Origin of the sequence: Mycobacterium sp. (genome assembly GCF_035274705.1) — a bacterium.
In the GTDB taxonomy this organism is placed as follows: Bacteria; Actinomycetota; Actinomycetes; order Mycobacteriales; family Mycobacteriaceae; genus Mycobacterium.
This window is the reverse complement of the sequence record NZ_DATENY010000037.1, coordinates 76,659-91,144: the sequence shown is the minus strand read 5'-3', so window position 1 is coordinate 91,144 and position 14,486 is coordinate 76,659. Positions and strand designations below refer to the sequence as shown.

Genomic DNA, 14,486 nt, shown 5'->3' with positions numbered 1-14,486 from the left:
CTACTCGCACTTTTCCACGACAACTGCGGTCTCACCGCAAATGCGAAGAAACGGCGCGGAATCGACGACTCACGACACTGGTCCCTAGCCGTTGAGGACTTTCGTCAGCCTCTCGATGGTGTCGAACTTCTCGCTAAGGAGATCTAGGTATACGTCCTTCGCTCGGCGCTCGACGGTCATCCGGCCGACAATCTGGCCGCCCGCCTGCCCCGCTAGCACGTGTGCTCCGGCAGCTTGCCCGCACTGACGGTCGATTGCAGCTCGACGTATTCCGAGAGCCCCTCCATCCCGAACTCGCGTCCGATGCCCGACTGCTTGAATCCGCCGAACGGGCAACTGGTATCGAGTGTGTACATGTTGATGCCGTAGGTGCCTGCACGGATTTCAGAGGCGATCTCCAAGCCGTGCGCGACATCTGCCGTCCATACGGAGCCCGCCAGCCCGTACTGGCTGTCGTTGGCGATGCGAACGGCGTCGCGTTCGTCGGAGTACTTGAGCACGGTCAGCACCGGTCCGAAGATCTCCTCACGGGCGATCTTCATCTGGTTCGTCGCATTCGTGAACAGCGTCGGCTGGACATACCACCCCCGGTCGTACGGCTTATCGGTTCCGCCGAGGACCATCTGCGCACCCTCGGCGACACCGGCCTGGATGTAGCCCTGTACGCGGTGCTGCTGGCGTTGCGCGACAAGCGGTCCGATGTCGGTCGCGTCGTCGGCCGGGTCACCGATCTGCAGGCCCGACATCATGTCGACGAGTGCGTCGACCACTTCGTCGTGGCGTCCTTCGCTGACCAGAATCCGGGTCTGCGCCACGCACGCCTGCCCGTTGTTCATCAGGCTGGCCATCTTCAGATGCTTGACCGTGTAGTCGATGTCGGCGTCGTCGAGGATGATGGCCGCCGATTTGCCGCCGAGTTCCAAGCTGACCCGCTTGAGTTGCTCACCGCACAGCGCGGCGATGTGTCGCCCGGTCGCTGACGAACCCGTGAACGAAATCTTGTCCACTCCAGGGTGACGGACGAGCGCCTCACCGGTCTCTCGTCCGCCCGGGATGATCGAGACCACACCTTCGGGCAAGTCGACTTCTTCCAGCATCTCGGCCAGCCACAAGGCATCCAAAGGGGTTTCGGGCGCCGGCTTGACCACGACGGCGCAGCCCGCGATCAACGCAGGGATCAGCTTCGGCATGATCAGGAACTGCGGCACGTTCCACGGCACGATCGCCCCGACGACTCCGACGGGCGCACGGCGGATGTGAACCTCGCCGAACAGACCTGGTCGCCTTTCGGCCCACGGGAATTCGCGCGCCGTCGCCATGGTCAAATGCATCTGCGCCACCGCGCCGGTCGCCTGGCCCAGCCTGCTGAAGCTCTTCGGGGAACCCATTTCGGCCGTGATGAGGTCAGCCATCTCATCGGTCTGGCTGGCGTAGACCGCGGCGAGCTTTTCGATCTTCTCGATCCGCTCCGGCACACTCAGCCGTGGCCACGGCCCTTCGTCGAAGGCCAGCCTGGCGGCTTTGACCGCCTTGTCGACATCCTCCGGTGTCGCTTCCGGTGTCTCGCCGATGGACGTTTCTGTGTGCGGCGAGATGACCGAAATCCGCCGCCCGCTCGACGGAGCCTGCCAGCGGCCGCCGATGTAAAGCTGGTCGTACGTAAGCGATCTCATGCCAATGCCTCCAAGCAGGACTGCCACGCCCAGGCGCGGAATTCGCTGATCGCACTCTCGCCACGCGCCAACTGCGGACGCTCTCGATAGATCTTGTTCTCCCAGATCGGGATGTCCTGTTCGATCTGCTTGCAGAAGTCACGTGCGAAGCCAAGCCCCATCCGCGACATCTCCCCGCTGTCCGGGTTGGTCTGGACGAAGAATGTGTAACGCGCGACGATGCAGTCCTCGGTGACCGTGCCGCCGACGGTGATGTCGGCACCCAGGTGCGGGCAGTAGGCGTCGAGCACGTACGGCGTCCCGGAACCGCCGCGGTAGCCGATCAACCGTCTGCCGAAGTAGTGCAGGCCAATCACCTGACCGGCCTCGACGTCGCGGCTGTACGCGACCTGGAACCAGCCCTTGGGGTAGGGGGCGAACGGGAACCGCTCGTCGGCGTCCTCTACCACGGCGTCACCGCCCGTCCCCGCGCTAAAGTTGCTATTACTGCTAACATAGCAAAAAAGCCTTTGGGAGTGGCCACTGTGGGTGACGACTGGCGTCGATATCCGTTCCAGTTGGTACCCGGCGACCCGCAGCTCAGCTTCCCGGCCGCCGAGGCGAACCACCCGGAATGCGAATCGGACACCTGGTTTCTGGCCGGAGAGCTGACGGGTTCAACCGGCCGGAAGTTCGCGTTCCTCACGATCTTCAACAAGAACCGGCCGGGGCAGTCGATCGTCGCCGACTTCTATACGCTCGCGCTGTTCGACCTCGACAACGGCACCTATGGCACGTACACGGACTACGACATGCCGGGGATGAACCTGCGTTCCGGCGCTGGCCCGAAGTTGGCCGTCACCGAGGGCCACCTCGACATGACGTACGAGAGTGGCGCGGGCACGGCCATTTGGCGGACGTGCCGTGGCGAGCAGAATGAGTTGCTGCCCTACACCTACGATGTCGCGTTCGTCGGCACCGATCACGCCGGCGTCACCATGCGTCTGGACCTGCGTGTCACCCCGACCCGAGCCCCGGTCCCACTGGGCGGCGACAGTTACAACGGGAAGATCGTATGCTTCGGCCAGAACGACACGTACTCCTACTTCCAGACCCGCATGACCATGACCGGCACGCTGTCGTGGGGACACGTGCAGGACACGGTCACGGGCACGACCGGTCATGTCGACAGGCAATGGTTCCCGCTGATTGCAAACAGTGGCGGCCCCGACGGCGATATCCGGTCCCGTGCGCACGAATGGCGCACGATCAACCTCGACAACGGCGTCGACCTGAGCATCTGGCGGCAATTCGATCGCACGGATCGCAATGCACTCCAACCATTTTCGGGGGCGACGACCAGTGCGCCCGAGGCCGATCCCGAGTACACCGATGATGTAGTGGTCAGCGTCGACAGCTATGTGCGCTGGCCCGAGTCGATCAGCACATTGGTCCCGCCGCCGGCAGCGACGCGGTTCATGCCCGATCGCCATCGTCTGACATCCCGCAAGCTTGACTTGGAACTCACCGGGGAGCCGTTAGTGCCCGCCCCAGCGCACGGCCTGCCGCTCGAGTATATGGAGGGTCCGTACCGCTACCGCGGCACACAACGCGGAAAACCGGTGAGCGGCTTCGCGTTCTATGAACGTACCCTCGCGCTGTACAGGGATTGGGAATTGGCCGAGATCGCCGACAAGCTCCCGCAACCCTGAGTTACTCGATCGCCTGCGCCCATGTTTCGTGGCGGTGCTGCAGGCCTGGCTCGTTGCGGCCGAACACCAGATGCTCACGCACGCCGGCCTCGAGGTTGGCCTGTAGCCGCTGCACTAACGCGTAGTCCTCGTCGCGCACCGTCGCATGCGCATAGTCGAAGACCGCCGCCGCGCCCGCGGCCATCGATTCGTCGGAGACATCCAGCGGAGTCGAGTTCTGGTGCACGGTGATCGAGCGTCCCGGTACGTCGGCAGGATAGACACGGAATAGCTCGCCGTTGGCGATGGTCGCTGACAACACGATGTTCGGGAACAGCGCGTAGATGACCACCATGTTCTGCAGCGGATCCCACTGTTCTTCTGGGACGTTCTCTAGGTCGAGAATCCCGTTGAGCGGGAACACAAGCCGATGGTGCGGGCCGAAGGAATCAAACACCGTGCAATTGCTGCGCGCGATGGTCGCGAACGTGGACTTGTGAACGGTCGCGAAGTGATAGTTCTCGGCGAACGTGTCGATCGCCAGCTTCCAGTTGATCGGGCAGTCCAACACCTTCTCACCCAACGGCGACCATCGCCCGATGCCCCAGGACTCTAGCTCGTCAGCCAGCGGCCCCAGGAATGCGGGAATGTCGAGCGTGCCGTCACGGGCTAGGGATATCCACAAAAAGCCTGCGCATTCCGCAGCCGGCAGACCCATCAGACGCGCTGAGCCAGAATGTGTTTCGGGAAACCCTTCCTTGCCCGGCACTCCGACCAGGCGGCCGTCGAGGTCGTAGGTCCACGAGTGGTACGGACAGGCCAGCCGCCGCGCACCGCCACATCCCTCGGCGATCTGCGACTGGCGATGCAGGCAGATGTTGTCGAAGGCCCGGACGCTTCCGTCCGACACACGGGTCAACAACACCGAGCGGCCCATCACGGTCTTGGTGCAATACGTGCCGGGCCGGGGGAGTTCGGAGGCGTACCCAACCAACTGCGGACTGGCCAACAGCATCGCCGTGTCCTGCGCGAGGCGCTCGGCCGACGTGTAGGTGTCGGCCGCGACCATGTACTCGGACGGGGTGAGGTCGGTTGTCTTGTCCCGCGCCAGTTTCACGGCGCGGCGCGTGAGGTCGATGAGCTGGTCGCGATCCATGGACGCCATTCTTGTTGTTTTAGTAATGATTGTCACGGGGTGCGGAAAAACCCCTGGTGCTGGCTGCCGTTCACGTATCGTCCGCCAAAGCGGGGGTCGGGGCCTAGGTGCAACGACTGATGGAGGGGCAGCGATGGCGATCGGCACGTACCACGCGTTCGCCGACGCCTACATCGCCGCGGGCGCGAACACCGCTGTGTTCAACTTCCCGGCCGGCATCCATGCCTGGGGTTACTCGGGCCAACAGCTGCAGCAGATGAAGCCCGACATCCCGCGCGTGCTGGGCGCTACGCCACGGCCACAGGCCTGAGTTGCGCCTTACACGCGTCGAGCGGACGCTGACCGAGGAGATCCCCGCACCGCCCAATGAAGTTCGCGACTTCTATGTCGACCTGAACAACATCAAGCGGGTACATCCACTGGTGGTTGCAGTGAACGAGACGGGCCGCCATCAGACTGCGGACGGGTACGTGCAGACCTATCGCGTCCGCGATCGAATCCCCCTGGGGCGCTTTGCCTTACCAATCAGCTATGTCGCGCAACTGTGCGTTCCGGCCGACGGTGACGTGCTCGCCGAGGCTCGCCAATTTCCGCGAGTCCGACTGCGCACCACGGTGACCTTCGACAAGATCGCCGACGGCACACGACTCACCGAGCGCATGCGGATCGAAGCGCCTCGGCCTCTGGCGATGATGACCACGCGCGAGGCGGTCAAGGCGCACACCGAGATGCTCGCCGGTATCCGGCGGTGGTTCGAATAGTTACTCGGATGCGTCGAGCACGCTGACCGCGATGCCGTACGGCAGGAACCGCACCTTGCGCGTCGCGTCGGTGTTGTTCTTGTTCGCGCGAAGCGCATCCAGTTCGTTCGGGTAGACCTGCTCGATGTGGGCGCCACCGTCGTCGTCCACGGTGTAGATGGCCCATACACCGTCACCGGTCTCGCCCGTCGTCTCCGGTTCGCTCTTGCCGCGCGAGGATCGGGTGAACTCGTCGAACATCCTCGCCCAGCCCGCCCGTTCACCGGACGTGGTGACGAATCGGCCGATTCCGTCGAGCGCGTCGCGCAGACCCTCGCCCGCCTCACGGACGATGCGGTCGAACTCCTCGGGATCAATCCCGAACGGGCCGTTGCTGCTCATGGCGATTCCTCCTCACGCCCTGCACCGCTGCATTGCGGTAATCACAGTGTGCCCTCGCGCGGCGAAGTAGTCGACTGCACCGAACCAACGGTGGTAGGCAACCCATATGGCGTTTACACGCGCGGACATCCTGGCGGCCGCCGAGCGGTCCGCGCAGGCCACTGGGGCACACGACCGGGACGGCTGGGTCGGCCTGTTCACCCCGAATGCCCGGGTGGAGGACCCCGTCGGATCCGAGCCGCATCAAGGGACCCCGGCGATCAAGCGTTTCTACGACACCTTCATCGGTCCACGCGACATCACCTTTCATCGAGACGTCGACATCGTGGTCGGGGCCACGGTGATCCGCGATCTCGAACTCGAGGTGCGCATGGCTCCAGCGTCGACGCTGCGGATTCCCATCTACCTCCGCTACGACATTGAAGACAACGGCGGCGAACTGAAAATCGCTCGGCTGTATGCCTTTTGGGAGCTGCCTGCGATGATCGGCCAGTTTCTGCGCGGCGGTATACGAGCCGTTCCCGCCGGTGTGCAACTCTCGAAGGGGTTGCTTACCAATCAGGGCTTCACCGGCGCGCTGGGGTTTCTCGCCGGCTTCCGTGGTATCGGAACCACTGGGAAACAGCGCTTCACCGATTTTTTGGCCGACGCGCGTGCAGGAAACGAAGTCGCGCTATGGCGACGACTCGCCAAGGGTGCACGCATCACCGCAGGCGACGATGTTGCGATGAGCGCAACAGACCTGCTGCAACGTCTCGCCGGGGCGCGCTGGCACAAGCTGATCAGCGCGGGTCCTCATCTGGTGGTCGGTGTCGATCGTGGGGGAGACCGCGACGTCCTCCTAGCTGATGCCACGGCAAACCCGTTTGCCATCAATAGGATTCGCTACTTCTCCGATCGCGATTGATCATTGCGCGGCCCGTCACGTTTCGCGGAATCCGAGTCGGGCAACCCGACGGACATGCAAAGGACTGACTCACGCAAGATCGCGGTCGCGGGCGTGCTGATCACCGCCGCGCTAGGCCCGCAGCATCAGTGTGGCCGTGGTGATCGTACTGGTCACCGGCCTCATCACGTGGGTGGTCGCCGTCTTCGCCCTGGCCTCGGCGATGAGCGGATCGACCGTCGGTCCCGCCGTGGGCATCCCTGTTTCGGGCGCACCGGCGTTGTCGGTGATCATCCTCGGTCTGCTGGCCCTGCGCTTCGTGCCAGTACACCCAGCCGCCGTCGATCGCCAGTTTGAGCACGCGAGCAGCCGTCCGTCGCCACGACTCCGCGCAACGATGACGACGACGAATATGACATCGACGAGGACAAAAACGTAGCTGGATCGCGCGCGGGCAAAGGGAGTGGCCAGTCGGGCGTCCGGCGGGTTCGGCCCCGTTGCGCCTGTTGGGCGGGCGGACGTGAGACGGTAACAGCACGATGGACGCCGACGACTACTACATGACCTACGAAGAATTCGGCCGCAGATTCTTCGAGATCGCCGTGACCGAGCAGCGTGTGGGCGGCGCAATCGCCGAGATCGCCGGAGAGGCCTTCGAAATGGGGCCGATGGGTCAAGGGCCCGGGAAGATCGCGAAAGTCACCGCAAAAGTCCGGATTCAAGACCCGCGGGTGACACGGCAGCTCGGCGAGACGATCACCTTCGCGATCCGGATTCCCTTGGAGATCGACATGGTCGTCGACCTGCGGATCGACAAGCCGAAGTTCATGGTGTTCGGCGAGATCGCGCTGCGCGCGACCGCCCGCGCCGCCGAGCCGTTGCTGCTCATTCTCGACGTCGAGAAGCCGCGGCCATCCGACATCGCGATTCACGTGACCTCCAAGTCGCTGCGGGGTGAGGTCGTGCGGATCATCGGCGGGATCGACGCCGAGATCAAGCGGTTCATCGCCGCACACGTCTCGGGCGAGATCGACAGCCCGGCGTCGCAGAAGGCGAAGATCATCGATGTCGCCGATCGTCTTGACGCCGCGTGGACCGGCGTCTGAGGTGCACGTTTAGCTGGCCCGGACGCCGGGGCCCTACGATTCAGCGGTGCACCGCAAACATGCCATCGCCCTGGTCGCCTCCGCTGGGCTGATCGCCGGATCCGCGGTGCTGGCCGCGCCGGCGCAGGCCGACTCGACCGAAGATGCGTTCGTGGGCGCGCTGTCAGATGCCGGCGTCGGTGTCGTCGACCCGGCCAATGCCGCCGCGCTGGGTCAGCAGGTCTGCCCGATGCTGGCGAACCCCGGCCAGACCGTCGCCGATGTGGCGGGCAAGGTCGCCGAGGCCGGTGGAATGTCGCTGGGGCCCGCGACCATGTTCACCCGCATTGCGATATCAATGTTCTGTCCCGCGGCGGTGTCGTCGATCGCGAACGGCAACTCGCCGATTCCGCTGTCGATCCTCGGTTTCTAGAGCCGGCAGGCCTTCGAGCCGCGGACGACGCGCAACCCGTCCGTCGCCACTGGATCGACCCCGCGCATGCCGCCAGATCCACGGCATGAGCATGTTCTGGGTCCACAGCACCTGCGAGTACGCGCGTGATCTGATGGACGGCTGCGTGGCCTGGCCATCGGCGTGAGCCCAATCATGGTTGCTCCCAGGCAATCCCAGCGCCTCGGCGGCCGCAGCCGCGAACAGGATGTGGCCTTTCGTCGATCCGTGTACGCGATCGGCGCTCCACGTATCCGGCTCGGCCATCGACGGCGCGTTGTAGAGGTCGACGAGCGCGAAGCCGTGTCGGTCGGCGGCCGCCCTGATGGTGGCGTTGATCCTCACCGCGCGTGAGGCGAGCACCCGGCCAATGGGCAGGATCCGGGCCAGGTCGGGAAAGGTGGTCGTCGCGACCGTCGCACCGGTTTGAGCCAACCGCGCGTGCAGGTCCTCGAGATCGGCAAGTGCTCGATCGAAATACGGCCCCGGCCGCGTCACATCGTTCATCCCGATGCACACCGTGACCAGGTCGGGATCCATCGCCAGCGCCTGAGGCAGCTGTTCGTCGAGCGCCTCGCGGATTCGCTTGCCGCGCACGGCCAGATTTGCGTACGCCAATCCTGGGTGAAGCGCGTCGATGGCTGCCGCCAGCCGGTCCGCGAATCCCATGAGGGCACCCGAGTCGTCAACGTCCCAGAGTCCCTCGGTCTGGCTGTCACCGATCGCGACATACCGCGAGAAGCCCACCACATGCGCGACTCTAGCGGCGAAGGGCTTCTTCTACCTGTGACGCTCCGGCGCTCGCCGCCAGTTCACGATGGCGTTCGGTCGGCTTAGCGCCGCCCGCGCGCAGGATGTCGATCATGTCGCAGACGTCATGGGCCCGGTATCCCCAGAGGCGCACGCCGATAGGCCACCACGACATCAGCGCGTCGAGGCCGCGCTCCGGATCGGCACCAAGCTCGATCATCGCCGAAACCGTTGCGGGCAGGATCCGTTGGGCGGCCTGCTCGATCGGCTGAGTGCCGCTGGGCGAGGCGGCGTCGACCGCGGCGCCGGAATGCACGAGCGCACGGACCATCTGCGGGTTGACGTTGTCGTAGTTCGAATCGATGACGTGCAGGGGAGTCGCGCCCTCCGAGTCGAGCAGCCCCGGGGGGACACCTCTGGCCAGTGCGTGACTGAGCGCCACCGTGCGGCCGAGCCGGACGATCTCATGCAGGATCGTCGTGAACTTCTCGCCCCGCGCCGACAGATCTATGCGCCGCCCCGCGTCGGCGCCGGCGTCGATCAGGGCGACCACGATGCCCGCGGTGGCGGAACGAACGCCATACCAAAGCGGCGATGCGTCACAGGGATCGAGCGGATCCGGTTCGGCTCCCATCGCCAGCAGCTCGATGACTGTCGTGCTTCCGGCATGGGCGCGCTGGAACAGGTCAAGCACGTCGTGCGGCAACGGCCTCGTCCACGTCGGATGCTCGACACCGAGGGCATCGAGCACCATCAGCGCGCCCTCGCGTTTGTCCCGCAAGTCGAACCACGGCCACGGCCCCTCACCCTTGGCGACGAAGTCGGCGACGGGGATGCGCGATTCGGACACGATCGACTTGCCGTAGTCGTCGTAATCCGACCAGAACACGAGCTCATCGCCGTCGCGAGATACGACGACGCCGGCCTGGCCCTCCTGGTATCGCGCCAGTTCGATCACGACTTCAGCATTGCCGACCGGGTCCCGAGGAACCCCGGCGACCCGCGAAGCGTTGGCAGAACATGGCGATGCGGTTGTTCTTGATCTACACGGTCATCGAGCTGGGGGTGATCGTCGCGCTCGCGTCGACGATCGGATTCGGCTGGACCGTCTTGCTGCTGCTCGCGACGTTCACCCTCGGGCTCGCACTTGCCGGATCGCAGGTCAAAAGCCATATTCGCCGCTTGCAGTCCGGCCTGACCGTGCACACCGTGCAGGGCGCGGCCACCGACAGCGTGCTGGTCGCACTGGGCACGGTCCTCGTCGTCATCCCCGGCTTGGCCAGCTCGGTGCTCGGTGCACTGTTGCTGCTGCCGCCGACCCGCGTCGCCGCCCGACCGTTGGTGACCGCGATGGCCGCCCGCCGAATGCCACTGGTTACCGTCGCCGCCCCGCGATACACCGCCGGGAACGGTGAGTACATTGACGGCGAAGTCATCGACGTCGTCGATGTCGAACCGCCGGCCGTGGAGCGCAAACCCGAGTAAGTGACGACCCTTCTGCTGAACGGGCGAGTGCACAGCCCGGCGATGCCCGACGCCACTGCCATGGCAGTTCGCGACGGCGTCGTGTCGTGGCTCGGCAGCGACGACGCCGGCCGCGCCCAGTTCCCCGACGCCGAGATCGTCGACCTCGACGGCGGTTTCGTCGCCCCCGCCTTCGTCGACAGTCACGTCCATGTCACCGCCACCGGTCTGACACTCGTCGGGCTCGACCTTCGCGCGGCCACCTCGCTGAGGCACTGCCTAGAGCTGATCCGCGAATATGCCCGTACGCATCCCGGCGGCCCGATTTGGGGACACGGCTGGGACGAATCGGGTTGGCCTGAGCGTGCGGCCCCCAGCACAGATGACCTCGACAGCGTGATCGGTGACCGGGCCGCCTACCTGGCCCGCGTCGACGTGCATTCGGCGGCCGCCTCGACGGCATTGCGCCGGCTCGCGCCCCAGCTCACAGACGCAAAGGGGTTCGCCCGCCAGCAGCCGCTGACCAGCGACGCCCATCACCTGGTGCGCGCGACGGCCCGAGACCAACTGACCGCTCAGCAGCGCCGTCATGCCCGGCTGGCAGCACTCGACGCCGCGGCGGCGCTCGGCATCGTCGCAGTGCACGAGTGCGCTGGCCCCGACATCGGAGGCATCGACGACTGGCGCGAACTTCGCGACACCGAACACGGCGTCGAGGTCGTCGGCTACTGGGGTGAGAAGGTCACCAGCGCTGAACAGGCCGTCGAGCTGATCGATCGCACGGGTGCACGCGGACTGGCCGGCGACCTGTTCGTCGACGGCGCCCTCGGCTCCCATACTGCGTGGCTGCACCACCCTTACGCCGATGCTCCCGATTGCTCACCTGAATGGACTGGAAACCGCTACCTGGACGCCGACGAAATCTCTGCCCATCTGCACGCGTGCACGGAAGCCGGCATCGCCGCGGGATTCCACGTCATCGGCGACGCCGCGGTCACCGCCGTCGTCGACGCGCTCGAAGAAATCGTCGGCCGGTTCGGAGCACCCGCGGTGGCGCGGTGCGGGCATCGGCTCGAGCACCTCGAGATGGTCACCGAGCAGCAGGCACGCCAGCTCGGGTCATGGGGCGTGTGTGCCAGCATGCAGCCCAACTTCGACGCGTTGTGGGGCGGCGAGAACGGCATGTATGCGCAGCGTCTCGGCGTCGACCGAAGCCGGCGGCTCAACCCGTTCGCACTGTTAGCATCCCAAGGCGTGCCCCTCGCCTTCGGCTCCGACAGCCCGGTCACGCGGCTGGATCCCTGGGCGACGGTGCGGGCCGCGACCCGACATCACACCCCCGGCAGCGCCGTGTCGGCCCGGGCGGCGTTCGCGGCCGCGACGCGCGGCGCCTGGCGCGCCGGCGGAGTTCGCGACGGCATCACCGGCACCCTGGTTCCCGGCGCCCCGGCTTCGTACGCCATTTGGGCGGCCGACGACTTCGAAGTCGCCGCTCCTGCCGATGCGGTGCAGCGCTGGTCGACGGATCAGCGCTCGCGGGTCCCCGCCCTTCCGCGGCTCGACGACCGCTTGCCGACGTGCCGGCAAACGGTTCATCGGGGTGCCGTCCTCCATGGCTAAATCCGGCCGCCGGCGCGAGTGGGTGCGGGCGATCGACGACACGGACGTCTTTCCCGCCGTCGCCGACGACGAGGACGGCGAAGAACTGGCCGATACCGACGAGGACGGCGAGTCCATCGACTCCGACGCGACCAATGAGGCACCGTCGCGCCTGCGACGGTTCGGCCAGGCTGTGGTGGACCGGCTGCCCCAGCTGAGCGTCGCGATTGTCGGCGGGCTGGCGCTGTGTGCGAGTTTCCCGCCGTTCGGCTGGTGGTACCTGGCGTTCGTGTCGTTCGCCATGCTCGCGTGGGTACTGACCCGCGAATCCACAACGTTTGCAGGCGGATTCGGATACGGATTCCTGTTCGGGCTGGCGTTCTATCTGCCGCTGCTGCCATGGATCAGCGGGCTGGTCGGCGCGTTTCCGTGGATCATGCTGGCGGTCCTTCAGGCGATGTTCCCGGGCCTGTTCGGGTTGGCGGCCGTCGCGGTCCGCCGAATGCCCGGCTGGCCGCTGTGGTTCGCCGGTCTCTGGGCGGCTCAAGAATGGGCCAAGTCGACAGTGCCGTTCGGCGGATTTCCTTGGGGCGTAGTCGGTTTCAGTCAAACCGATGGCCCGCTGCTGGCGCTCGCCCAATTCGGCAGTGCTCCGCTGCTGTCCTTCGCGGTTGTGCTGATCGGATTCAGTTTGGCCGCAATCATTCTCGAGGTCGTTCAGCTGTGGGGCCGCCACGACAGCCACAGCGCCGCGCCTCCAGCCGTGATGGTGCCGGGCCTCTGTATCAGCGGCGTGCTGCTGACCACAGCGCTGGCGTGGCCGCACGTACGGCAGTCCGGCGTCGGAGCTGGCGACGACCCGGGTATCACCGTGGCCGCGGTCCAGGGCAACGTGCCGCGGCTCGGACTGGAGTTCAACGCCCAGCGCCGGGCAGTACTCGACAACCACGTCCGGGAAACCGTCCAGCTCGCCGAGAATGTGCATGCCGGCCGCGCACCGCAGCCGATGATCGTGATCTGGCCGGAGAACTCGTCGGACATCGACCCTCTCGCCAACACCGACGCCGCCCAGGAGATCTCGTCGGCGGCATCGACGATCAACGCGCCGATCCTGGTCGGCGGCGTGCTTGCCGCGCCCGGCTACAGCCGCGACAATCCGGTCTCGACGAATTCGGTGATCGTCTGGAATCCCAGCACCGGGCCGGCCGACCGCCACGACAAGCAGATCGTTCAGCCGTTCGGCGAGTACCTGCCCTGGCGCAGCTTCTTTTCTCACCTGTCGTCGTACGCCGACCGCGCCGGCTACTTCGTGCCCGGCAACGGGACCGGGGTGGTACATGCCGCGGGAGTGCCGATCGGGGTGACGACCTGCTGGGAGGTGATCTTTGACCGCGCCGCCCGTGAATCGGTGCGCAATGGCGCCCAGCTGCTGGCCGTGCCGTCCAACAACGCCACCTTCAACGAGGCCATGAGTGAGCAACAGCTCGCGTTCGCCCGGCTGCGCGCGGTCGAGCACGACCGATACGTCGTGGTCGCCGGCACCACTGGCATCAGCGCCGTCATCGCGCCTGACGGCCGCGAGCTGGCCAGGACCGCGTTCTTCGAACCGGCCTACCTCGACGCCCAGGTGCGGCTAAAGACGCAGCTCACTCCCGCAACGCGCTGGGGCCCGATAGTCCAGGCCCTCCTCGTGGCGGTCGGTGTTGGCGCTGTGATCGCCGCAATACTGCACAATGGGAGTTTCGTGCGTCGTCGGCTCGCGGCCGACGACCGACGCAGGCGGTCCGGACCGGACGCCGACGACAAAGGAGCCACATGAGCGTCCGGAGGGGTGGAGCGGAGCGACCGGGGGAAGCTGGAGCTCAGCGCCCCAGCGAGCGCACTCTGGTCATCATTCCCACGTTCAACGAGCGCGAGAACCTGCCGTTGATCGTCGGACGCGTGCACGCCGCGCGCCCAGACGTACACGTCCTCATCGTCGACGACGGTAGCCCCGACGGCACCGGGGACCTTGCCGACGAGCTGGCCCTTGGCGACCCGGACCGGGTGCACGTCATGCACCGCACCTCAAAGGACGGCTTGGGCGCCGCGTATCTGGCCGGCTTCGCATGGGGCCTGGGCCGCGAATATTCGGTGCTCGTCGAGATGGACGCCGACGGCAGCCATCCGCCCGAACAGCTGCACCGCCTGCTGGACGCCGTCGACGGCGGCGCCGACCTGGCGATCGGCTCTCGCTATGTGCCCGGAGGAGAGGTGCGCAACTGGCCCAAGCGGCGGCTGGTGCTGTCACGCACCGCCAACGGCTACTCGCGGATCCTGCTCGGCGTCGATGTGCACGACATCACCGCCGGGTACCGCGCGTACCGCCGCGAGGTGCTCGAAAAGATCGACTTGGACGCGGTCGATTCGAAGGGCTACTGCTTCCAGATCGACCTGACCTGGCGTTCGATCAACAACGGATTCGCCGTTGCCGAGGTGCCGATCACGTTCACCGAACGCGAGCTGGGGCAGTCGAAGATGAGCGGCTCCAACATCCGCGAGGCCCTGTTCAAGGTCGCGGAGTGGGGTATTCGCGGGCGCCTTGATCGCGCCCGCGGCGTCGTACGTTAA

At 66.0% G+C, this 14,486-nt stretch carries 17 protein-coding genes and 1 pseudogene; 10 read left to right on the top strand and 8 right to left on the bottom strand.

Translation table 11 applies throughout. The annotated features are described in order from the left end of the window. Positions 1–84 precede the first annotated feature (84 nt). The 3 genes from VJV41_RS09965 to VJV41_RS09955 are packed head-to-tail and all read right to left on the bottom strand — an operon-like array spanning position 85 to position 2,122. On the bottom strand, positions 85–219 hold the full coding sequence (locus VJV41_RS09965) for a hypothetical protein (RefSeq protein WP_325333170.1): 135 nt from the start codon (positions 217–219) through the stop codon (positions 85–87). Next, a complete protein-coding gene (locus VJV41_RS09960) occupies positions 213–1,673 on the bottom strand; it encodes an aldehyde dehydrogenase (RefSeq protein ID WP_325333168.1) in 1,461 nt (486 codons plus the stop codon). The genes VJV41_RS09965 and VJV41_RS09960 overlap by 7 nt, the downstream gene beginning before the upstream one ends. Next, positions 1,670–2,122 (bottom strand): Rieske 2Fe-2S domain-containing protein, encoded by a 453-nt coding sequence (locus VJV41_RS09955; protein WP_325333166.1) that lies wholly within the window; start codon positions 2,120–2,122, stop codon positions 1,670–1,672. Before VJV41_RS09955 ends, VJV41_RS09960 begins: the two co-directional genes overlap by 4 nt. A gap of 75 nt (positions 2,123–2,197) precedes the next feature. Here VJV41_RS09955 and VJV41_RS09950 point away from each other — a divergent pair, with 75 nt between their 5' ends. Next, a complete protein-coding gene (locus tag VJV41_RS09950; protein ID WP_325333245.1) occupies positions 2,198–3,364 on the top strand; it encodes a lipocalin-like domain-containing protein in 1,167 nt (388 codons plus the stop codon). A 1-nt stretch (position 3,365) separates the two neighbouring features. Here VJV41_RS09950 and VJV41_RS09945 read toward each other — a convergent pair whose 3' ends face one another. Beyond that, positions 3,366–4,499: an aromatic ring-hydroxylating oxygenase subunit alpha gene (locus VJV41_RS09945; RefSeq protein WP_325333165.1), complete on the bottom strand. Its 1,134-nt coding sequence runs from the start codon at positions 4,497–4,499 to the stop codon at positions 3,366–3,368. Between the two features lie 157 nt (positions 4,500–4,656). Between VJV41_RS09945 and VJV41_RS09940 the strand changes: the two are divergent. Beyond that, positions 4,657–4,809, top strand: a pseudogene (locus VJV41_RS09940) (diacylglycerol acyltransferase/mycolyltransferase Ag85A); the annotation flags it as partial. A 1-nt stretch (position 4,810) separates the two neighbouring features. After that, entirely contained in the window at positions 4,811–5,260 is a 450-nt protein-coding gene (locus VJV41_RS09935; protein ID WP_325333163.1) for an SRPBCC family protein, read from the top strand. Here VJV41_RS09935 and VJV41_RS09930 read toward each other — a convergent pair whose 3' ends face one another. After that, positions 5,261–5,641 (bottom strand): hypothetical protein, encoded by a 381-nt coding sequence (locus VJV41_RS09930; protein WP_325333161.1) that lies wholly within the window; start codon positions 5,639–5,641, stop codon positions 5,261–5,263. A 106-nt stretch (positions 5,642–5,747) separates the two neighbouring features. Here VJV41_RS09930 and VJV41_RS09925 point away from each other — a divergent pair, with 106 nt between their 5' ends. Next, positions 5,748–6,548, top strand: a complete 801-nt coding sequence (locus VJV41_RS09925) for a nuclear transport factor 2 family protein (protein ID WP_325333159.1) — start codon at positions 5,748–5,750, stop codon at positions 6,546–6,548. A gap of 111 nt (positions 6,549–6,659) precedes the next feature. Here the strand turns inward: VJV41_RS09925 and VJV41_RS09920 are convergent, their stop codons facing one another. Beyond that, a complete protein-coding gene (locus tag VJV41_RS09920; protein ID WP_325333157.1) occupies positions 6,660–6,821 on the bottom strand; it encodes a hypothetical protein in 162 nt (53 codons plus the stop codon). A gap of 245 nt (positions 6,822–7,066) precedes the next feature. Here VJV41_RS09920 and VJV41_RS09915 point away from each other — a divergent pair, with 245 nt between their 5' ends. Both VJV41_RS09915 and VJV41_RS09910 read left to right on the top strand, forming a co-directional pair. Next, positions 7,067–7,633, top strand: a complete 567-nt coding sequence (locus VJV41_RS09915; RefSeq protein WP_325333155.1) for a hypothetical protein — start codon at positions 7,067–7,069, stop codon at positions 7,631–7,633. Positions 7,634–7,679: 46 nt separating this feature from the next. Next, complete coding sequence (locus VJV41_RS09910; RefSeq protein ID WP_325333153.1) at positions 7,680–8,045, top strand: DUF732 domain-containing protein; 366 nt, start codon at positions 7,680–7,682, stop codon at positions 8,043–8,045. Here VJV41_RS09910 and VJV41_RS09905 read toward each other — a convergent pair. Continuing rightward, positions 7,968–8,813, bottom strand: a complete 846-nt coding sequence (locus VJV41_RS09905) for an SGNH/GDSL hydrolase family protein (RefSeq protein ID WP_325333151.1) — start codon at positions 8,811–8,813, stop codon at positions 7,968–7,970. The two genes, VJV41_RS09910 and VJV41_RS09905, sit on opposite strands and share 78 nt — an antisense overlap. 10 nt (positions 8,814–8,823) lie before the next feature. Next, the gene (locus tag VJV41_RS09900) at positions 8,824–9,771 is read right to left on the bottom strand and encodes an ankyrin repeat domain-containing protein (protein ID WP_325333149.1); all 948 of its coding nucleotides are present in this window, start codon (positions 9,769–9,771) and stop codon (positions 8,824–8,826) included. 62 nt (positions 9,772–9,833) lie between these two features. On the opposite strand from VJV41_RS09900, the gene VJV41_RS09895 reads away from it, so the two are divergent. Genes VJV41_RS09895 through VJV41_RS09880 form a run of 4 tightly spaced genes read left to right on the top strand, consistent with a single transcriptional unit; the run spans position 9,834 to position 14,486 of the window. Next, positions 9,834–10,298 (top strand): FxsA family protein, encoded by a 465-nt coding sequence (locus VJV41_RS09895; protein WP_325333147.1) that lies wholly within the window; start codon positions 9,834–9,836, stop codon positions 10,296–10,298. Further along, positions 10,299–11,897, top strand: coding sequence for an amidohydrolase (locus VJV41_RS09890; protein ID WP_325333145.1), 1,599 nt, complete (start codon positions 10,299–10,301; stop codon positions 11,895–11,897). Next, entirely contained in the window at positions 11,890–13,695 is a 1,806-nt protein-coding gene (lnt, locus tag VJV41_RS09885; protein ID WP_325333144.1) for an apolipoprotein N-acyltransferase, read from the top strand. Before VJV41_RS09890 ends, lnt begins: the two co-directional genes overlap by 8 nt. Next, complete coding sequence (locus VJV41_RS09880) at positions 13,692–14,486, top strand: polyprenol monophosphomannose synthase (protein ID WP_325333142.1); 795 nt, start codon at positions 13,692–13,694, stop codon at positions 14,484–14,486. Before lnt ends, VJV41_RS09880 begins: the two co-directional genes overlap by 4 nt.